This is a genomic window from Rubrobacter taiwanensis, from assembly GCF_004337705.1.
GTDB lineage: Bacteria > Actinomycetota > Rubrobacteria > Rubrobacterales > Rubrobacteraceae > Rubrobacter_C > Rubrobacter_C taiwanensis.
The window spans coordinates 46,153-65,455 of the sequence record NZ_SKBU01000016.1 but is presented as its reverse complement, the minus strand read 5'-3'; the positions used below and the strand labels follow the sequence as shown (position 1 = coordinate 65,455).

At 69.1% G+C, this 19,303-nt stretch carries 13 protein-coding genes and 1 tRNA gene; 7 read left to right on the top strand and 7 right to left on the bottom strand.

From position 1 onward, the window contains the following. The first annotated feature begins 5 nt into the window (after positions 1-5). From E0L93_RS09995 to E0L93_RS09985, 3 genes are all read left to right on the top strand, one after another. Positions 6-209 (top strand): hypothetical protein, encoded by a 204-nt coding sequence (locus E0L93_RS09995; protein WP_132691479.1) that lies wholly within the window; start codon positions 6-8, stop codon positions 207-209. Continuing rightward, positions 210-1,937: an acetyl/propionyl/methylcrotonyl-CoA carboxylase subunit alpha gene (locus tag E0L93_RS09990; protein ID WP_132691477.1), complete on the top strand. Its 1,728-nt coding sequence runs from the start codon at positions 210-212 to the stop codon at positions 1,935-1,937. Positions 1,938-2,053: 116 nt separating this feature from the next. Further along, positions 2,054-2,314, top strand: a complete 261-nt coding sequence (locus E0L93_RS09985; protein ID WP_132691475.1) for a hypothetical protein — start codon at positions 2,054-2,056, stop codon at positions 2,312-2,314. 37 nt (positions 2,315-2,351) lie between these two features. Here the strand turns inward: E0L93_RS09985 and E0L93_RS09980 are convergent, their stop codons facing one another. Then, the gene (locus E0L93_RS09980; protein WP_132691473.1) at positions 2,352-2,852 is read right to left on the bottom strand and encodes a bifunctional nuclease family protein; all 501 of its coding nucleotides are present in this window, start codon (positions 2,850-2,852) and stop codon (positions 2,352-2,354) included. A 138-nt stretch (positions 2,853-2,990) separates the two neighbouring features. Here E0L93_RS09980 and E0L93_RS09975 point away from each other — a divergent pair. Beyond that, a tRNA-Ile gene (locus tag E0L93_RS09975) sits at positions 2,991-3,065 on the top strand. A 19-nt stretch (positions 3,066-3,084) separates the two neighbouring features. On the opposite strand, the gene E0L93_RS09970 is transcribed toward E0L93_RS09975, so the two are convergent. Then, the gene (locus tag E0L93_RS09970) at positions 3,085-4,512 is read right to left on the bottom strand and encodes a glycosyltransferase family 2 protein (protein ID WP_207890418.1); all 1,428 of its coding nucleotides are present in this window, start codon (positions 4,510-4,512) and stop codon (positions 3,085-3,087) included. Further along, positions 4,502-5,722: a HEAT repeat domain-containing protein gene (locus E0L93_RS09965; RefSeq protein ID WP_132691471.1), complete on the bottom strand. Its 1,221-nt coding sequence runs from the start codon at positions 5,720-5,722 to the stop codon at positions 4,502-4,504. The genes E0L93_RS09970 and E0L93_RS09965 overlap by 11 nt, the downstream gene beginning before the upstream one ends. Before the next feature lie 99 nt (positions 5,723-5,821). On the opposite strand from E0L93_RS09965, the gene E0L93_RS09960 reads away from it, so the two are divergent. Beyond that, positions 5,822-6,211: a response regulator transcription factor gene (locus E0L93_RS09960; protein ID WP_132691469.1), complete on the top strand. Its 390-nt coding sequence runs from the start codon at positions 5,822-5,824 to the stop codon at positions 6,209-6,211. Between the two features lie 9 nt (positions 6,212-6,220). On the opposite strand, the gene E0L93_RS09955 is transcribed toward E0L93_RS09960, so the two are convergent. The 4 genes from E0L93_RS09955 to E0L93_RS09940 all read right to left on the bottom strand — a co-directional run bounded on the left by E0L93_RS09955 (position 6,221) and on the right by E0L93_RS09940 (position 12,759). Continuing rightward, positions 6,221-7,159 (bottom strand): GGDEF domain-containing response regulator, encoded by a 939-nt coding sequence (locus E0L93_RS09955; protein WP_132691467.1) that lies wholly within the window; start codon positions 7,157-7,159, stop codon positions 6,221-6,223. Further along, positions 7,156-11,955 carry a PAS domain S-box protein gene (locus E0L93_RS09950; protein WP_132691465.1) on the bottom strand — a complete coding sequence of 1,600 codons (4,800 nt, stop codon included), beginning with the start codon at positions 11,953-11,955 and terminating at the stop codon, positions 7,156-7,158. Before E0L93_RS09950 ends, E0L93_RS09955 begins: the two co-directional genes overlap by 4 nt. 170 nt (positions 11,956-12,125) lie before the next feature. After that, positions 12,126-12,470, bottom strand: coding sequence for a DUF309 domain-containing protein (locus E0L93_RS16330; RefSeq protein WP_279387483.1), 345 nt, complete (start codon positions 12,468-12,470; stop codon positions 12,126-12,128). Between the two features lie 52 nt (positions 12,471-12,522). Next, complete coding sequence (locus E0L93_RS09940) at positions 12,523-12,759, bottom strand: FmdB family zinc ribbon protein (protein WP_132691461.1); 237 nt, start codon at positions 12,757-12,759, stop codon at positions 12,523-12,525. Between the two features lie 131 nt (positions 12,760-12,890). On the opposite strand from E0L93_RS09940, the gene E0L93_RS09935 reads away from it, so the two are divergent. Together E0L93_RS09935 and E0L93_RS09930 are read left to right on the top strand one after the other, a co-directional pair. Further along, the gene (locus tag E0L93_RS09935; protein WP_132691459.1) at positions 12,891-15,005 is read left to right on the top strand and encodes a DUF1156 domain-containing protein; all 2,115 of its coding nucleotides are present in this window, start codon (positions 12,891-12,893) and stop codon (positions 15,003-15,005) included. Continuing rightward, positions 14,989-19,272 carry a bifunctional RecB family nuclease/DEAD/DEAH box helicase gene (locus E0L93_RS09930; protein WP_132691457.1) on the top strand — a complete coding sequence of 1,428 codons (4,284 nt, stop codon included), beginning with the start codon at positions 14,989-14,991 and terminating at the stop codon, positions 19,270-19,272. Before E0L93_RS09935 ends, E0L93_RS09930 begins: the two co-directional genes overlap by 17 nt. Positions 19,273-19,303: the final 31 nt, after the last annotated feature.

The window sequence follows — 19,303 nt, the reverse complement described above, 5'->3', positions numbered from 1 at the left end:
ACCGGATGGAGCCGCAACCCGCGCCCGAGGAGGCGGCCGCGATCCTGGCCGCGCTGGAGGTTTTGAGGGGCGCCCGGCAGGAGAAGGTCCGGCCGCGGTTCAGCGCGTGGGAGTTCGCCGCGCGGACGGGACGGCCGGTCCCGCCGCACGTGGGAGAGAGGGATTCCATCTGGGCCGTAGCGGCCCGCCTGCAGCAGGAGGGGTGGTAGTTGTTCGAGAAGGTGCTGGTTGCGAACCGGGGTGAGATCGCGGTCCGGATAATCCGGGCGCTGCGGGAGATGGGGGCCGGGAGCGTGGCGGTCTACTCGGATGCGGACCGGGAGGCGCTCCACGCCCGGTTGGCGGACGAAGCCTACCACATCGGGGCCGCTCCGGCGAGCGAGAGCTACCTGAACATCGAGCGGCTGGTGGAGACGGCGCTGCGGAGCGGGGCGGAGGCCGTGCACCCGGGCTACGGGTTCCTGGCCGAGAGCGCCCCGTTCGCCCGCGCCGTGGAGGAGGCGGGGCTGGTCTGGATCGGGCCGCACCCGGAGGCCATCGAAGCGATGGGCAGCAAGGTGGAGAGCCGCCGCCTGATGTCGAAGGCCGGGGTGCCGATCACGCCCGGCACCGGGGAGCCCGTAAGCTCTCCCGAAGAGGCGCTCGCGTTCGCCGGTGAGTTCGGGTACCCGATCGCCGTCAAGGCCGCCGCCGGCGGCGGGGGCAAGGGGTTCGCCGTGGCGGCCTCCGAGGAGGAGGTCGGGGCCGCCTTCGAGCGCGCCAGCCGCGAAGGGGAGCTGTACTTCGGGGACGGTGCGGTCTACCTGGAGCGCTACCTCCCGGGGCCGCGGCACATCGAGATCCAGGTCATCCGGGACAGGTTCGGCAACGCCGTGCACTTGGGCGAGCGGGACTGCTCCATCCAGCGCCGCCACCAGAAGCTGCTGGAGGAGTGCCCGAGCCCGGCCCTGAACCCGGAGATGCGCGAGGCCATGGGCCGGGCCGCCGTCCACGCCGCCGAGGCCGTGGACTACGACAACGTCGGCACCGTGGAGTTTTTGGTTCAGGACCACGAATTCTACTTCCTGGAGATGAACACCCGGGTGCAGGTGGAGCACCCGGTCACGGAGCTGGTGACCGGCGTGGACATCGTGCGGGCGGGTATCCGCATCGCCGCCGGAGAGGAGCTGGGTCTCCGGCAGGAGGAGGTAGACTGGCGGGGGCACGCCATCGAGTGCCGCCTCAACGCCGAGAACCCGGCGCTGGACTTCGCTCCCGCCCCCGGATTTGTGACGGCCTACGAGGAGCCCGGCGGCCCCGGCGTGCGCGTGGACTCCTCTCTGAAGGGCCCGGGGCTCGTGCCCGAGTCCTACGACCCGCTCTTCGCCAAACTCATCGTGTGGGGCGAGGACCGGGAGGCCGCCCTGGGACGGCTGCGCCGGGCACTGACGGAGTTCCGGGTTGAGGGGGTGGCGACCACGCTGCCCTTCTTCAGGGCGGTGCTTGAGGAAGAGGACTTCCTCAAGGGCGAGTACACGACCCGATACATCCCGGAGCACATAGCCGGGATGCGGCTCGAGGCCGGAGGGCCTGCGGCTGCCGCGCCCCCCGGGAGGGAGGCCCGCGAGGTGGAGGTGGAGGTCAACGGCCGTCTCTTCCGCGTGAAGGTGTACTCCGGGGAGAGTGAGGGGCGGAGCGACGGCAGGCCCCGGCGCGGCAGGCGGGCCGGCCGGGCGACCTCCGGCGAGGGGGAGATCGTGGCCCCGATGCAGGGCACCATAGTTAAGGTTCTGGTCGAGGCCGGGCAGGAGGTCGAGCCGGACGAGGCGGTCTGCGTGCTGGAGGCTATGAAGATGGAGAGCGAGATCCGGGCCGGCAGGGGCGGCGTGGTCCGGGAGGTTCTGGTCGAGGCCGGGCAGGCCGTGCAGAGCGGCGAGCGCCTGCTGGTCCTGGAGTAGGCGTTGAGGGTTCGCGATGCATCTATTGAATCGCGCGACGGGCGCGTCGATACTTATAAGGCTAGCCCAGAAGGCGGGCGGGGTCTGATGATGCGCGAGGAGAGGCTTAGAGGGCAGTGGATCTCATAATGATCCGTTCCCGGAAGGACGGCAGGATACTCTACGCCGAGCAGCTGGAGCGGCTGCCCGGTGAGTCGCCGTGGGAGTACGCCCGCCGCAGCGCCCGCCGGGAGAACCAGCTGAGCCTGCGCTTTGCGGGACCCGAGTACCAGCTTCTCGTCGGGTGGGGTACCGGATCTGTGGAGGAGTTTCTAGAGGCGCATCCGGAGTACAGGCCGCCCGGGACCGCCCGGGGGGAGCGGCGGAGCTCCGGGTAGAGAGTGCGGCGAGCCGCCGCGGTGGTTCCGCCGGACGCTACTTGAAGTCTTCGGGGGAGATCTGGTTCACCCACTCCTTGAACTTGTCCACGACCTCCTCCTCCGGCGTCTCCTCCATGGACTCCTCGAACACGACCGAGGCTTCCTCTATCACCTCGTCGGCGGCGAAGATGGGGGCTCCGGTGCGCACCGCTATGGCGATGGCGTCCGAGGGGCGGGAGTCTATCTCCACCGACTCGCCGCCCACCTCCACGTTCAGGGTGGCGAAGAAGGTCGAGTCCCGCAGCTCGGTCACGGTGACCTTCTCCAGCACCCCTCCGAGGCCGGAGATGATGTTCGCTGCCAGGTCGTGGGTCAGGGGGCGGGAGAACTCCTGGTTCTGGATCTTCATCAGGATGGACTTCGCCTCGGCGTGCCCGATCCAGATCGGCAGGTAACGGTTCTCGTCCTCCACCTTGAGGATTACGATAGGACTCGAGCTAAAGAGGTCCATGTTGATTCCGTAGAGTGTCATCCGGGTAAGCCCGTTAGCGCCCATCTTGTCGCCGTGCTCCTCTCGTGAGCCTCTGAACCTGGGTCTTGCTCTCTTCTCCAGACCCGATTTTACTTCTCGCCCCGGGCTCGTTCAATGAGCTTGTCATCGGCTCTGGCGTGTCGTATATTTACCGTCCTGGGAGGGCCTGTAGCTCAGCCCGGTTAGAGCGCCACTCTGATAAAGTGGAGGTCCCTGGTTCAAGTCCAGGCAGGCCCACTGCCCCCGGTACCGGGCCTCAGGGCTTGCGGGCCGGGCTCTTTCTCTCCGCAGCGTCGAAGCCCCGGCGCTCCATCGCTCCCCACTCGGTGTTCTTCCTCAGGAAGGATACTATCGCGAGCACGCGCCAGAGGGTGTTCAGCTGCCGGTAGCCGAAGTTCTCCAGCACGCCGTAGAGGGTGAGCTTGGCGAGGTCCCGCCAGCGCGGGTAGCGCCGGAGCCGCAGCTCCTCCAGGAAGACGGCGGAGATGGAGAGCAGCGCCCCGAGGCCCACGGCGGCGAGCAGGAAGGCGAGGGCGAACTCCAGGCTCAGGATGCCGAGGGCGAGCCCGGCGGCGAAGGCTACGTAGCCGGTGAGCTCGACCACCGGTCCCAGGAACTCGAAGAGGAAGAAGTACGGCATCCCCAGCAGACCCGTAGTCCCGTAGCGGGGGTTGAGGAGCATCTTCCGGTGGCGCAGCAGGGTGTCGATGAGGCCGCGGTGCCAGCGGTCCCGCTGGCGGCGCAGGACCCTCAGGGTGTCCGGGACCTCGGTCCAGGCGACGGGGTCCGGGATGAAGAGTATGCGGTAGTCGCGGTTGCGCTCGCGCAGGGAGCGGTGCATCCTCGTTACGACCTCCATGTCCTCGCCCACGGTGTCGCGGGCGTAGCCGCCGGCGGCGATGAGGTCCTGCCGCCGGAACATCCCGAAGGCTCCGGAGATGATGAGCAGGCAGTTCAGCTTGCTCCAGCCGGTCCGGCCGGCGAGGAAGGCCCGCAGGTACTCCACGATCTGGAGGTTCGGGAGGGCGGCGCGGGGGGTTCCGACCTCGACCACGCGGCCGCTGTCCACCTCGCAGCCGTTGGCGACCCGGACTATGCCGCCCACGGCTGCGACCTCGCCGGACTCTATCATGGGGCGGGCGGCCCGGATTAGGGCGTCCTCCTCCAGGATGATGTCGGCGTCGAGGCAGCAGACCAGCGGGTAGCGGGCGGCGCAGATGCCGGCGTTCAGCGCATCGGCCTTGCCGCCGTTCTCTTTGTCGAGCACGATGAGACGCTCGGTGGCCGAGGCGTACACCTTCCTTATCTTTTCCGTCCCGAGCTGCAGACGCACCGGCTGGTCCGACTCCCAGAGGTCGAACTCCTCTTTGAGCACCTCCAGCGTGCCGTCCTTCGAGCCGTCGTTGACGACGACTACCTCGTGCAGCGGGTAGCGCAAAGAGAGGAACGAGCGCACGCTGTCGGCTATCGTGGCTTCTTCGTTGTAGGCCGGCACGATGACCGAGACGGGAGGCGCGTAGTTGGAGGTGAAGAGGTCGTCGAGTCCGGAGAAGGTCTCCCGCCGGGCGTAGTCGGAGATCTCGGCGAAGGAGAGGGCATATAGGGCCATGTACACCCCGTTTATGAGCAGGAAGTAGCCGAGGATGGCGTAGTTGACGGCGAGCAGGAGACCCTCAGGCCCCACGCCCGGCCTCCAGCAGCCCCCGCAGCAGCGACCTCTCCCGGCCCTCGGGCAGGGTGTCTGCCAGATGCCGGAGGTGACCGGTCGCGCCGGCCCGGATCATGGCCCGGACGGTCCTGCGGGCGCGCTCGCTCTCGCTCAGCCGCTCGACCAGGCGGCGGATCGCGCCCCGGGTCTCTAAAACGGCGGCGGCGCGGTGCCGGGCGAAGGGGTCTGCTCCCTCCAGGATCTCGGCGAGCGCCTCTTCTCCCGTCTCGCCCAGATTGGAGAGGGCGCGCCCGGCGTTGACCCGCACCCACCACTCCGGGTCGGTCATGAGCTTTTGCAACACCGGGATGGTGGAGACCTCTCCGATCATGCCCAGCGCGTTGGCCGCCTGAGCCCGCACGGGCCAGGCCTCGTCCCGGGCGGCTTCTATGATCTCGGGCAGGTCGTCGGGGTTGCCGATCTTGCCCAGCGCCAGCACCGCCTGCGCCCGGAGGTCCACATCCCAGTCGCGAAGCGCGATCCTGCGCAAGATGCCCCGGGCCTCCGTAGCTTTGAGGTTGCCCAGGATCCGCGCCGCCAGCACCCGGGCCCGCCGCTTGCGGGTCCTCAGGACGGCCAGGAGCGGCTCTGTGGCCAGCGGCCCCAGCTTCTCCAGGTTCTCCGCGACCCGGAGGCTGGTAACCTCCGAGGGGTCGTCCAGGCTCCGGACCAGCGCCCGCGCGGCACCCGGCGTCCCGAGGCGGGCCAGCGCGCGGGCCGCTACCGCCCGCACCGTCTCGTCCCGGTCCGAGAGCAGCGCCGTGAGCGGCTCCACCACGTCGGGGCCGCCGAGGTAGCCGAGATTCTCCGCGGCCTGCGCCCGCTTCCAGCGCCGGCGGGATTTCAGGCGCCGGAGGTAGCGGTCTACGAGACCGAGCTCGCGGGCGAGCCGCACCAGCCGCTCTCTCTCCGCCCCGCGCAGCAGCGAGACGCGCCGGATGATCGAGGCCGCCAGGATCTCCCGGTCCCAGGGAGGGAGCCGCCGGAGCTTCTCCTGCGCCTCGCCGGAGAGGCGGCCGGAGATCAGGAACCCGTCCAGATCGGGCTCTATCCTGCCGTAGAGGTTCTTCAGCCGGCGCCGCCGGAGCTCCCGGGCCCCCTTCACCCCGGCGATGAGCACGATCATGGCGAGGTTGAGCCCGGCCAGCAGAAGGATCGCCAGCTTTATCAGTTCCAGATTCAGCATCGTTTATCCGGTATCGGCTCAGAGGGCACAGAACTTAAGCACCGGCTAGAATGAAGATACCACAGAAGGCGTTTCCGCAGAGAGGGGGAGGCTCTTGCGATGAAGGGGGCCAGGGTTCTGGTAGTGGACGACGACCGGGTCACCCGGCGCATCGTGGCGGTGAAGCTCTCGGGGCTCGGCTACAGGGTCGTTGAGGCCGAAGACGGCCGGGAGGCTCTGGAACGGGTCGAGGAGGAGCCGCCGGACCTGATGATCGTGGACAGCCTGATGCCCCGGCTGAACGGCCTGCAGACGGTCCGGGCCCTGAGGGAGAACCCGGACCCCAGGATCTCTGCGTTGCCCGTGGTCATGCTGACCGCTCGCCGGGGGGAGCGGGACGTGGTCGAGGGGCTTGAGGCCGGGGTGGACGACTACATAGTCAAGCCGTTCAGTACCGACGAGCTGGCGGCCCGGCTCAGGACCGTGCTCCGGCGCGCGGGGAGGCGGTAGCGCCGGGGGTCAGGGGTCGGGAGCGATTCGATTGCGTCCGGCTTCCTTGGCGCGGTAGAGGGCGGCGTCGGCCTCCCGCAGCAGGTCCTCGATCTCCCGCTCTGCGTCCGCCTCCAGAGCGGCGACGCCCGCGCTGATGGTCACCACGCCGGGCGGCTCATTGGCCCGGTGGGGGATTCCCAGCCGCTCTACCGCTCCGCGGAGGCGCCCGGCGACGAGGACCGCGCTCTCAAGGTCCTGCTCGGGCAGGATGATCAGGAACTCCTCGCCCCCGTAGCGGTAGATCAGATCCTCCCTGCGGCAGTTTTCGGCTATCGTGGCGGCTATGGCGCGCAGGACCTCGTCGCCCCTGAGGTGCCCGTAGAGGTCGTTGTAGGGCTTGAAGTGGTCTATGTCGCACATGACGGCCGCGAAGGTGTGCCCGTAGCGCCGGTTCTTGCCCCGCAGGGCCTCTATGTCCTCCCGGAGCTGGAGGCGGTTGCCGAGCTGTGTGAGGGGATCTCTGCGGGCCTGCGCGAAGAGCTGGAGGTTGAGCCGCCGGAGCTGCTCTTTCTGCTCGCTGAGCCGCCGGTGCAGCGAGGTGACGCGGGAGGCTGCGATGAGGCGTACCTGCAGCTCTTCGCGGTCGAGCGGCTTGGTGAGGTAGTCGTCGGCTCCGCTCCGGATACCCTCCAGCAGGTGCTCCTTCTCCCCGAGCGCGGTCAGGAAGACGAAGTAGGTGTAGCCGTCTCGGGACGATTCGTGTTCCCGCACCCGGCGGCAGAGCTCCAGACCATCCATCTCCGGCATCATCCAGTCGCTGATGATGACGTCCACGTCCTCGCGCCGGTAGAGCTCCCAGGCTTCGGCTCCGTCCCGGGCGGCCAGACACTCGTGACCGGACTTCCGGAGGGCTTTCTCGAGGATGAGGCGCGAGACGCCGTCGTCTTCGGCGATCAGAACCCTCATGATCTGTCTCTGTAGGCGTTCAGAGCGGCGATGGTGGCCTCGTACTCGTCTTCGAGCCTCAGAATGGCCTCCCCGATCTCTTCGAGTGCTCCCGAGGCTGTAAGCTCTTCCAGCTTCCGGCAGGTCTCGCTCATCCTGACGGCCCCCATGTTGGCCGAGCTGCCTTTCAGCGCGTGGGACACCTCTCTGAGCGAGGTCCTGTCTTCCCGCTCGAAGGCTTCTTTTAGCGCCGCCATCCTGACTTCGGCATCCTCGACGAAGATGGAGATGAGCTCCTCCAGAATCCCCGGCTCGTCCGCACTCCCGAGCTGGCGCAGACCCTCGAGCACCTCCCCGTCGAGCGGCTCCTGCTGAGCGGCGGGCTCCTCCCCTGCCTCTTCGCCGGGGACCCAGCGCGCCAGCAATGCGCCGAGCTCTCCGGGCTTGACGGGCTTGGCGATGTAGTCGTCCATGCCGGCGGCGAGACACTTCTCCCGCTCTCCGGCAAGGGCATGGGCCGTCATCGCGATGATGGGTATGCGGCGGCCCGAGCCTTCTTCCCGCTTTCTGATCTCCCGCGTCGCCTCATAACCATCCATGCGGGGCATCTGGCAGTCCATGAGAACGGCGGCGTAGGGGGCACCGCCGGAGAGGGCTTCGAGCGCTTCGACGCCGTCCTCGGCCACGTCGGCCGCGTAGCCCAGCCGTTGCAGCATCCTGAGGGCGACCCGCTGGTTTACGGGGTTGTCCTCGACGATGAGGATCCGGCCCCGGCCGCCGGCGGAAGGCTCCCGCCCGGCCTCCGCACGCTCCTCCCGCGGCTCCGCGCCGTCTATTACGGCGGCCAGGACGTTGTAGAGCCGGGACTGGCGTACGGGCTTCGTGAGGCAGGCCTCTATGCCGAACGCGGAGAGCTCCGTCGCCGGCCGCTGGCCCAGAGAGGTGAGGAGCACGAGGCGGGTCGCGGCGAGATCCGGGTCGGACTTGATGGCCCGGGCCAGCCCGAGGCCGTCCGTCTGCGGCATCTGCATGTCCAGAACGGCCAGCTCGAAGGGCTCGCCCCGCCCGTGAGCCTCCCGGAGCTTCTCCAGGGCCTCTGCGGCCCCGGCGGCGCTCGCGCAGATCATCCCCCAGGAGGCGCTCTGGCGCTCCAGGATCATGCGGTTCGTAGCGTTGTCGTCCACGACCAGCAGGCGCACCCCCCGGAGATCCCGGTCGCCGCCTTCCGCCGCGGGACGCTCCGCTCCGCCCTCTCCGCGGGCCTCCGGCAGGGGCACCGTGAACCAGAAGGTGCTCCCCCGGCCGACCTCGCTCTCGACCCCGATCTCGCCGCCCATCATCTCGACCAGCCGCCGGCTTATGGCGAGACCCAGGCCCGTGCCGCCGTAGCGGCGGGTGGTGGAGGCGTCGGCCTGGGAGAAGGACTCGAAGAGGCGGCTCCGGGCTTCGGGGGAGATGCCTATCCCCGTGTCCCGCACCTCGAAGCGCACGACCGGCGCATCTCCGTCCCTCTCGGAGAGGCCGGCGCGCAGGAACACCTCCCCTTCTTCGGTGAACTTGATGGCGTTCCCGACCAGGTTCGAGAGGACCTGCCTTATGCGGAAGGGGTCCCCCCGCACCCGGGAAGGCAGCTCAGGCTCGACGAAGCTCGCCAGCTCCAGCCGCTTGTCGTGGGCTCTCGCGGCGAAGAGCTGCGTTACCTCCTCGACCATGGATCTGAGATCGAAGTCCAGGCTCTCGAGGTGGAGCCTGCCGGCCTCTATCTTGGAGAAGTCCAGAATGTCGTTCAGGACGGCGAGCAGGGCCTCGCCCGAGGCGCGGATCGTACCGGCGTACTCGCGCTGCTCTTTTGAGAGATCGGTTTGCATCAAGAGCTCGGTCATGCCGATAATCCCGTTCATGGGGGTGCGGATCTCGTGCGACATGTTGGCCAGGAACTCGCTCTTGGCGCGGCTGGCCTCTTCGGCCGCCCGCGCGGCTCTCCTCAGCTCTTCCTCCGCCCGTTTGTGCCCGGTCGTGTCCAGCGCCAGGGACATGACCGAGACCAGCTCGCCCGCCTCGTCCAGCAGGGCGGAGTTGTACCACTCGCAGTGGATCACCGAGCCGTCTTTCGTGCGGTTGCGGTTCTCGAAGATGACCCGCCGTTCCCGGCCGGTCAGGAGCGACGAGACCACATCTCCGGTGGGCCCGGCGTCGTCCGGGTGGATCAGAGGAACCTCTTCTCCGATCTTGCGCCCCAGAACCTCCTCCGCCCGCCAGCCGAAGATGTGCTCCGCTCCTTTGGACCACTGCAGGATGCGCATCTCCCGGTCCCACTCGATGACGCCGACCGGGGAGTTCTCCACGTGGGAGCGCAGCTTCTGGTGCGCCTCGCGCAGCCGGCGCTCGGCCTCCTGCCGCTCGGTTATGTCGCGGGCGGCGGCGAGGATCATCCGCCGCCCCCCGTAGTCCACGGCGCTCAGCCGCACCTCCACCGGGAAGCGCGTGCCGTCCTTGCGCCGGTGCTCGCCGACGTGGATGCCGGGCCGCCGCTGCCCGCCGGAGACGAGCCGTTGCCAGAGCGTCGGTTCCTGCCGGTCTCTCTCCGCGAGGGAGACGAGGTTGGTGGCGAAATCCCGCACGTTCATCTGCAACATCTCTTCTTTGGTGTAGCCCAGCGAGCGGCAGGCCTCCGAGTTGCAGTCCACTATCTGGCCGTCCGCGTCGTGCACCAGCAGGGCATCGGCGGACTGCTCGAACAGCTGCTGCAGGCGCTTCTCCCTCTCCGCGAGCTCCCGCTCGGCCCGCTTGCGCTCGGTGATGTCGCGGAGGGCGGTTATGCGAACGGTGCGCCCCCGGTAGGTCGAGGACCGGCCGTGGATCTCCAGCTCGATGCGCGTGCCGTCCTTCCTCATCCCGGTGGCCTCGTAGGAGCTCTGGTAGTCCGCCACAATGTTCCTGCGCACCATCGCGCGCGACTCCGGAGCCATGAAGTCCAGGGCCGACATCCCCACGACCTCCGGAGCTTCATAGCCGAACATCTCGTTGAAGGCGCGGTTGGTCTCCAGGATATAGCCGTTCTCGGTGATGGCGATCCCCTCCAGGGCGGCGTCGGTGAGCGCCCGCAGGCGGCCCTCGCTCTCCCGCAGCCGCTCCTCGGCATTCCGGCGCTCCGTCACGTCCCGGCAGTTGATAACCACTCCGCGCACGGCCGGCTCCTCCAGCATGTTGTGGGCCCGCGCCTCGATGTGCCGCCAGGAGCCGTCCGCGTGCCGGACGCGGAATTCGACGGATGCTGCGGCCCCGGGGGCCGCCAGAGCTCCGGAGAGGAAGCTCTGCAGCCGCTCGCCGTCCTCCGGATGCACGAAGCTCGCGGGAGGACGCGCGGCGAAGTCCGCCGGGGCGTACCCCAGCACCTTCTCCACCGAGGGGCTCGCGTAGTCCACGCGGCCATCCTCCCCCAGGATGATGATGACGTCCGAGGAGTTCCGGATCAGGGCCGCGAAGCGCTCCTCGCTCCGGCGCCGGTACAGATCTTCGATCAGGTCCGCGCGCTCCAGCGCCAGCGCGACCTGAGCGCCGAGGATCTCCAGGGCGTGCTTGATCTCCCCGGGCAGCGGGGAGTCGCTGGCCACCACGATCCTGCCCCGGAGCTCCCCGTGGACGGAGAGGGGGATCATGAAGAGCGCGCCCAGCTTGGTCTTGAAGGGGAAGGCGTGCCGGAAGCCGACGACCTCGCCGGGAGGGATCTCGACGGAGCGGCCCTCAAGAAGCGGCGTGCGGAACCGGTCGGGGAACTCGCGGATGTAGGTCTCTTTGCCCCGGATCTCCTCCGCCCGGTCGCCCGCCGCTCTCACGCAGGTGTCCTGATCGGCCGTCCCGGACCAGATGCTCACCCGGGTTCCGGGAGCCACGTCCGCGAAGGGGAGGACCGCTTCGAGCGCCGCGGCGTAGATGCTCTCCCGGTCCGGGGCTGCCACGAGCGCGGCCGCGGCCTCCTTCAGCGACCGCTCCCGCTCCAGAGCCTCCCGCAGCTCTCCTGTGCGCTCCTCGACCCGGCGCTCCAGCTCCGCGTTCAGCTTCCGGATCTCCTCCTCCTGCCGCTTGCGTCGGGTGATGTCGAAGATGACACCCTGCCAGTAGCCGGGCCGGCCGCCGGTCTCCCCTACCGGCACGGCCTCGTCCCAGAGCCACACCTCCCCGCCGTCCTTCCTGAAGGCCCGGTACTCGGCCCGGAAGGGCTCTCCGGTCCGGTTGGTGCGCTCGTCCTCGGCCACCACGCGCTCCCGGTCTTCGGGGTGGATGATCCGCCTCCAGAGATCCGGGTCGTTCATCCACTCTTCGGGCGTGTAGCCCAGGATCTCCTCCAGCTGCGGGCTCACGTAGGAGGGGGCGTGGGAGGCGGCATCCTCCTGGTAGACGATTGCCGGGATCTGCTCCAGCAGTGCCCGGTGCCTCCGCGCGGTCTCCTGCAGCCTCTCCCGCATCCGCTCCAGCTCGGCGACGCCGGCCTCAAGCCGGGCGGTGCGCTCTTCCACGAGCCGCTCCAGGTCTTCGTTGAGCCTCCTCGCCTCCAGCTCGGCCTCTCTGCGCCGCCCGCTCTCGCGCCGGGCCTCCCGCCACCTGCGCCACGAGAAGACGGCGAAGGAGGCACAGATTATGGGAATGAGCGCGAGGAGGGCGTCTACCTGCCAATCTTCGTGGCGCGCCGACCACCGCATGAAGCGCTCGAACGCCTCGAACCTGACCACAAGGGCGAACGCCAGGAGGCCGAGAACGGAGATCAAGGCCGCGTCCCCGAGGGGTATGTCCTTTAAAACCTGTCCCAGCCTGCGCATGTTCTGCTCCCGGCCCTTCCGGAGAGGAAGGCGGCATATCTTCTTCGAGGGTTCGCCGGCGGAGGAACGGCCGGGAATCTGTTCCCCGGCGCACCTTCCGCCCTTCCGCCCGCCCGTGGTCCGGAAAGCAGTATACTACACGGCCTCTCCCGCGCAGGAGAGGCCGCAGCCTAGCGCTCGCGCGTGAGGCGGACCCGGGGGATCATGGACGTATCGAACTCCCCGACCCGCTCCGGACCCAGCCGCTCCAGCTCCCGCAGGCAGGCCTCGCTCTCCCGCACCAGCCGCTCCACGTCGATTCCCCGGGCCTCGGGCACGAAGTCCTGCAGGCGCTTCAGGCCGCCGCGCAGCAGGCCCACGGCTCCGCGCCAGTTGCCGTTGCTCTGGTGGTAGAAGGCCACACCCACCTGCAGGATGCCCTGGTAGAGGTAGCGGATGGGCCGCGTCTCTGCCCGCCAGGCATCCTCCAGATACTCGTGGCACTCGTAGAACTCGCCCCGGTTGAACGCCTCGATGCCCCTCAGGACGAGCTCGGGCGGCTCTGCGTCCCGCGCGGCGATGGCGCCGTTAGTGGGCGCAGCCGCAGGAGCCTCCGCAACAGCCTCCGCCCAGGCGCTCCGTGGCCGGGGTGTAGGCGAAGCCCTCGGAGCCGCCCGGCTTCAGGGAGGTGAAGGTGGAGAGCTGCCGCCGGCCCCCGGTCGAGCCGCAGGCCGGACACTCGGCCGGAGCGTCGGCCGCGCTCATGGAGCGCATCAGCTCGAAAGAGGTCTCGCAATCGGGGCACTTGTACTCGTACAGGGCCATCTTCGGGAACACCTCACAGCGCTCGTTTTCCTCGCACTCACTATTGTACCGTCTCTGTTAGGCGCGCACCCCTTTGCCCGCGCCGGGGCGGAGAGGCACAATGAAAAGATGCGCGCGAAGGGAGATGCTGCTTGAACGGCGGGCGGACGACCATGCTGGATGCCGGATCGCTGCCGGTCGAGGAGCTGGCCCGCATCGCCGCGCGCGAGGGGCGCCGTCCGCGGCCGATCTACGGGGCGCACCGGTGGTTCGCCCGCCGGTTCGGCTCCGCCTTCCGCGCCCTGCTGACGGCCGCGGCGCTGCCGGAGGAGGGGGACTTCTGGACGGCCTACTACGAGGGTGTGGACCGCTACTGGCGGGGCAGGACCGTGCTTGACCCGTTCGTCGGCGGCGGCACCTCGGTGGTGGAGGCCCGGCGGCTGGGGGCGGAGGTGACCGGGGTGGACGTGGACGCGGTGGCCTGCGCCATCACGCGCTTCGAGACGCAGGCCGCCCTTCACCCCGACCTGGAGCCGGCGCTGGAGATGCTGGCGCGAGAGGTAGGGGGCAGACTCGCCCCCTACTACAGGACCCGGACGCCGGAGGGGGAGCGGACGGTTCTCCACTACTTCTGGGTGCAGGTGGTGCGCTGCGCGGGCTGCGGGGAGGAGTTTGAAGCCCACCCTCACCACCGGCTCGCCTACGAGGCCGAAGGCAGCAGGCAGTGGGTGTTCTGCCCTTCGTGCCACGCCGTGCGGGAGCTGCCCCGGGAGGAGGACGAGCTACGCTGCGGCGGCTGCGGTATCACGGCGCCTATCGAGGCCGGACCGGTACGGTTCGGGCGTGTGCGGTGTCCCGGCTGCGGGTACCGGGAGCGCCTGATCGACGTCGCCGCGCGCACCGGGCGCCCTCCGCAGTGGCGGCTCTTCGCACTGGAGACCCTGGAGGCCGATCCCGAACCCGGAAGGCCCGTGCCCCTCTTTAGGCGGCGCTTCCGGACGGCCACAGAGGAGGATTACGGGCGCTTCGCGGCGGCGAGGCGTGCGCTTGGGGAGCGCGCCGCGCCGGACGGCTCCCTCCCATGGGTGCCCTCCCGCAGCATCCCGCGCGCGGGGAGGGCGGACGACCGCCTGCTGCGGTACGGATATGAGCGGTACTCGGAGCTCTTCAACGCCCGCCAGCTTTTGCACCTCTCGCTTCTGGCCGAGGCGATCGGCGGGATTCGGGGTCCCGAACGCGAAGGCCTCGCCCTCGCCTTCAGCGATCACCTGACGACCAGCTGCATGATGGCCCACTACGCCTTCGGGTGGCGCCGCCTCGCCCCGCTGTTCTCCGTACGCGCCTTCCGGCACGTCACGCGGCCCGTCGAGATCAACCCGTGGCTCGACGGCACGGGGCGCGGCACCTTCCCCAACGCCGTGCGGCAGGTGCAGCGGGCTATCGAGTTCGCCCGCCAGCCCAAAGAGCCGCTTCTTGAAGGGGGCTTCCGGAAGGTGCGCGACCGCCCCTCTGCCGCTCCCGCCAGGATCTTGCACGCCGACTCCCGCGATCTGAGCGTCCTCCCCGGAGAGAGCGTCGATCTGGTACTCACCGATCCGCCCTACCTGGATAACGTGGCCTACTCCGAGCTCTCGGACTTCTTCCTGCCCTGGATGCAGCTTCTGGGGCTCACCCCCGCCGGCGATGGCCCCACCGGCTTCGAACACGACCTCTCCGCGGCGGGCCGCTGCCCGCGCGCGGTCGAGGAGTACGGGCGCTCGCTTGCGGAGAGCTTCCGCGAGATCTCCCGCGTTCTGAAGAGGAACGGCCGGCTGGTCTTTACCTACCAGCACCGCACCGCCGGTGCCTGGCATGCCCTCGCCTGCGCCATGGCTGCGGCTTCTCTGCGCCCCCTACAGGTCTTCCCCCTGCTCGGGAACGGAGACCGTGGCCCGCACAACCACGCGGGAGCGAGCAGATGGGATGCGGTCTTCGTGGCCGTGAGGGGCGAGGGTGGACCTCCCGCTCTCCCGCCGGTTCTCTCCAGCGCGCAGCTGGAGCGTGCCCGGGAGCACTGCGCCCGCTGGACGGAGCGCCTCTCCGGGACGGGCGAGTTCCGCGAGGCGGACCGGCGCAACTTCCTGCGCGCCTGCCTGGTGGCGGGCGCCCTCGGGTGCTTTCCGGCTCCTGAAGGTGGTCACAGCATGCCGCTCGGTGCGGCGCTAGAACAGGTTCCCGGATTGTTTGATCTAGAGAAGGGGAAGGAAGCGGATGCCGCAGCTCGCTAAGCGGGTCATCTCCCAGTACTTCCGCACCGGATGCAAACGCCAGCTGCGCCTGAACCTCTCCCCGGATACGCAGAGGTTCCGTCCGGAGAGAGAGGAGCAGGGCATGCCTCCCCGCCAGAGACCCCGGCCCGGGCTCGAGCAGATCGCCCGGCTCGGCGAGGAGTGGCAGGCTCAGAAGCTGGGCGATCTCGCCGGGGCGTTCGGCGAAGAGTCCGTGGTGGGGGAGGCCTACACCGACGATTCGGGACGGACGCAGTATCGCAGCATGCCGCTGGAAGAGGCCCTCTCCGGCGTCCGGCCCGGACGGTTCCTCGCCGAAGCTGAGTACGGGGTGGGACACGCCTTCGAGCGTGCGCTCGGCATCGCGAGCCTGCGCGACGAATACGGCCTGGAGTACGCCGGGGTGCGCCCGGATATCGTTCAGGTGCTCCCGCCGCGCCACTTTCCCCGGGCGGCGGAACCCTCCGGAGATACGTATCCCCTCGACGCGGACGACCGGCGCCTACAGCTGCGCGTCATAGACATAAAGCTCACCGCCGAGCCCTCACCCGGATATTTCGCCGAGGTCGCCTACTACACGATGGCGCTGGCCGGATGGCTCGCGGACAGGGGCCTGGATCGCCGCTTCGTCGCCGTGCCCGAGGGGGCGGTGTGGCCCGGCTCGCACGAGGCCGCCGAGCTCGTCGTTGCTCACCGGGAGATGGGGCGGCGGGGCGAGCCTCCGGCCGACGGCCGGTTGCGCGCGGCGCTGGAGCGGGATCTGGAACCGGTCCCCTTCGAGGTCTTCGCCTTCCGCCTCCGGCGCTTCTTTGCGGAGGAACTGCCGGAGGTTCTCTCGACGCCGTGGCGGGAGCTGCCCTGGCACGTGGACAACCGCTGCAAGGGCTGCGACTACCTCGGCTACCCGTGGGTGAGCCGGGGGGAGAGGACGGATCACCCCGACCACTGCATGCCCGAGGCCGAAAGGAAGAAGCACCTCAGCCGGGTGGCCTTCATCTCCCAGGGGGCGAGCACAGCCCTGCAGGAGAGAGGGGTGAGGGACGTGGAAGTTCTGGCCGGTCGCCCGCCCGAAGATTCCATCTTCGATGTGCACCACGTTCTCAAGGCGGCCCGCACGGTGGTCTCCAGGCGGGCGGAGGCGCTAAGGAGCGGTGTTGCGGCCATCCCGAAAGACAGCGGCACCTCGGCGGTGATGCCGAAGTGGACCGATCTCCGCGTCTTCCTCTCCGCGGACTTCGACGTGGGCAGCGCCATCACCCTCGCCTTCGGCATCAAGGCTCTCTGGATCGAGCCCCGCCCGTTCGGTTCGGACAGTACCACCCCTCGCCGGCACCGGAGGTGGGAGGCCGGGGTGTTCGTCGTGGACCTCAAGGATCTCGAATCCGAGCGGCGGGAGCTTCTGGCGTTTCTGGGCAGGATCTCGGAGATACTCGAAGAGGCTCAACAGCTGGATAGCCGCGCCACGGTGCAGTTCTATCTCTGGGACGCGCTGCAGTTCGAGCACCTCTCGCGGGTGGTGGGGCGGCATCTGAGTGCCATCCTCGACTCGGAGAGCCTCTGGAAGCTGGCCTGGCTCTTCCCGCCGGAGGAACTGCTGCAGAACCCCAGGCTCTCTACGCGCCAGTCGCCCATCACCACGGTGCGGGATGTCGTGAGATCCGTCCTCGCCGCTCCCGTCCCGCACTACTACAGCCTGCTCCAGACGGCCCGCTGCTACCACCCCGACAACCTCCCCGAGAACCTGAAGAAGTTCGACGTCCACCCGCTCTTCGAGGACGCCCTGAGCGACCAGATCCCCTCCGAGCGGGCGCACGAGATATGGTCGCGATCCGCGAGCCCCCGGCACTGGAGCGTCCAGATCGGAACCCTGCGCCGCACGGTGGCGCTGCGGCTTACCGCCCTCGAGGCCGTCGTCCGGCGGCTGGAGAGCGATCTGCGCCCGCGCCTTCCCAACCAGGCCGCCCCGCGCATACAGGCTATAAGACCGCCGCAGCGCGAGTCCCGCCTCAGCTACGACGGCCAGCTCTGGTACGCCTTCGCCCGCCTCGACGCCGGCATGCAGCAGCTGGAGGTGCAGCAGCTGCACGCCCTGCCCCCGCACGCCCGGGAGGCGAAGTTCGAGTGCGCCCGATTGCCCGAACGTCTCTCCGGAGACGCCGAAGCCGGGGCTCTCAGAGCCCTCGGCCTGAAACCCCGCTCCGGGCGCAGGGTCTACCGGCTCGCGATGGGGAGCCGGGAGGTGAAGTTCGAGAAGGGCGACTTCGAGCTCGCGCTCGCGCCCGAGGACCGCCCGGACTTCCTGGACCGCAGCCTCAAGAGCATGACGGAGGGGACCTCTCTCGAAGAGATGTACGCCTCCGAGTACCAGCGGCGGATGGGGGAGATCACGAGGGTAACCATCGCGGCCCTCGACCGGGACCGGTGCCTGATCGCGCTGGACCCCCGTACCCTTTCGGGATACCCCAGTCTCGAGGACCTCGAAGCGGCCGGTATAGCGGACTTCGGCTCGAATGTGGTCCTCGACAGGGTCTTTACCGACTACTTCACCAAGAAGCTCCTCGCCGCGCTTCAGGCCATCGGCAACCCGCCCGCCGCCCGCGACGACCCCCTGGTGCGCCGGGCTCTCGGCCAGATCACCGCCCGCGGCTCCCGTCCCACCGCCCACACCCCTCCGGCGGACTTCCTGTGGGGCGCCAGGGCCATGCACGAAGCCCGCGTCGGCCGGGAGCTGGAGCCGGTGCGCAAAGCACTCGAGAGCCACGGCCTCAACCCCACCCAGTGGCGGGCCTGGGAGGAGGCCCTGACCCGCCGCCTCTCCCTCATCTGGGGGCCGCCGGGGACCGGCAAGAGCCGCACGGCGCGCGCGGTGATCCTGGGCGCCGCCCTGGAAGCGTACCGGCGAAGCAAGCCGCTCAGGATCCTCGTCTGCGCCCAGAACTACAACGCCATGGATGTCGTGCTCCTCGGCGTCTACGAGAAGCTCAAGATCCTGCTCCCCGAGGACGCCTTCCGGCTGCACCGGGTGCGGAGCTACACCCGCCCGCCCGATTCCGGCGTCCCCGAAGAGATAGACACCGAGCTCAACCGCTCCCGGATCACGGAGCGCGTGGCGGAACTTCTGATCCGGCTCGAGGACCAGAAGGGCATCACCGTGGTTGGGACGACTCCGAACCAGGTCCACAACCTGATCAAAGCTCACACCGGCGAGGCCCGGGGCGAGCTCTTCGACCTCATCCTCATAGACGAGGCCTCGCAGATGGACGTCGCCCTCTCCATACTCGCCCTCTGCTCTCTGGCGAAGGGAGGCAGCGTCGTCCTCGCCGGAGACCCCAAGCAGCTGCCCCCCATCCGGCAGGCCGAGCCGCCTTTGGGCCTCGAAGGTATGGTCGGCTCCGTCTACGCCTTCTGCGAGGACATCCACGGCATAGGGCCCGTCATGCTGGACGTGAACTACCGCTCCAACGCCACCCTGGTGGAGTTCTCGCTCGAGGCCGGCTACGAACGCACGCTTCGCAGCTACTCCCCCGACCTCCGGCTGAACCTCGCCAAACCTCTTCCGGTCACTCGGCCCGGAGGCTGGCCCGCCTCCCTCTACTGGACGCCCGAGTGGTCGGCGTTGCTGGACCCGTCCCACCCCGCCTCCTGCTTCGTCTACCCCGAAGGCCGCAGCAGCCAGTGGAACCGTTTCGAGGCCGACGCCGTGGCCGCCCTCATCGCGCTGCTTCACGGCCGGGCGGCGGGGCTCCTCGGCGAGCGCGACCCCGCGGGCGGGGGGGTTCTGCCGGCGCGGGGAGAACCGTACTCTACCGGGGAGTTCTGGAAGAAGGCGGTCGGCGTCGTGACCCCCCACCGGGCGCAACAGGGGCTTATCGTGAGCCGGCTCCAGCGCATCTTCCCGGGTGAAGATCCTGGGCTCATCCGGGATGCCGTGGACACCGTCGAGCGCTTCCAGGGCCAGGAACGGGACGTGATCATCGCCTCCTACGCCCTCGGCGACCCCGACGCCATAGCCGACGAGGACGAGTTCCTCATGAGCCTAAACCGCTTCAACGTCATGGCCTCCCGGCCGCGGGCGAAGCTCATCGTCTTCGTCTCTCGCGAGGTGGTCGACCACCTCTCCGATGACCTCGACGTCCTGCGCGGCTCGCGCCTGCTGAAGGTCTTCGTGGACTCTTTCTGCGATGGGATGCGCCCCGCTAAGCTGGGCTTCTTAGAGCACGGGGAGCACAGGGAGGTTCTGGGGACGCTGAGGTGGCGGCAGGCGTAGAGAGCATGCCGAGAGTACTTGCCTCTGCCCG

What these genes read in the sequence shown, in the direction of transcription:
- E0L93_RS09980 (WP_132691473.1), bottom strand. Translation starts at nt 2,852, where the DNA reads ATGGGCGCTAACGGGCTTACCCGGATGACACTCTACGGAATCAACATG.
- E0L93_RS09995 (WP_132691479.1), top strand. Translation starts at nt 6, where the DNA reads ATGGAGCCGCAACCCGCGCCCGAGGAGGCGGCCGCGATCCTGGCCGCG.
- E0L93_RS09950 (WP_132691465.1), bottom strand. Translation starts at nt 11,955, where the DNA reads ATGCGCAGGCTGGGACAGGTTTTAAAGGACATACCCCTCGGGGACGCG.
- E0L93_RS09930 (WP_132691457.1), top strand. Translation starts at nt 14,989, where the DNA reads ATGCCGCAGCTCGCTAAGCGGGTCATCTCCCAGTACTTCCGCACCGGA.
- E0L93_RS09940 (WP_132691461.1), bottom strand. Translation starts at nt 12,759, where the DNA reads ATGGCCCTGTACGAGTACAAGTGCCCCGATTGCGAGACCTCTTTCGAG.
- E0L93_RS09955 (WP_132691467.1), bottom strand. Translation starts at nt 7,159, where the DNA reads ATGAGGGTTCTGATCGCCGAAGACGACGGCGTCTCGCGCCTCATCCTC.
- E0L93_RS09960 (WP_132691469.1), top strand. Translation starts at nt 5,822, where the DNA reads ATGAAGGGGGCCAGGGTTCTGGTAGTGGACGACGACCGGGTCACCCGG.
- E0L93_RS09965 (WP_132691471.1), bottom strand. Translation starts at nt 5,722, where the DNA reads ATGCTGAATCTGGAACTGATAAAGCTGGCGATCCTTCTGCTGGCCGGG.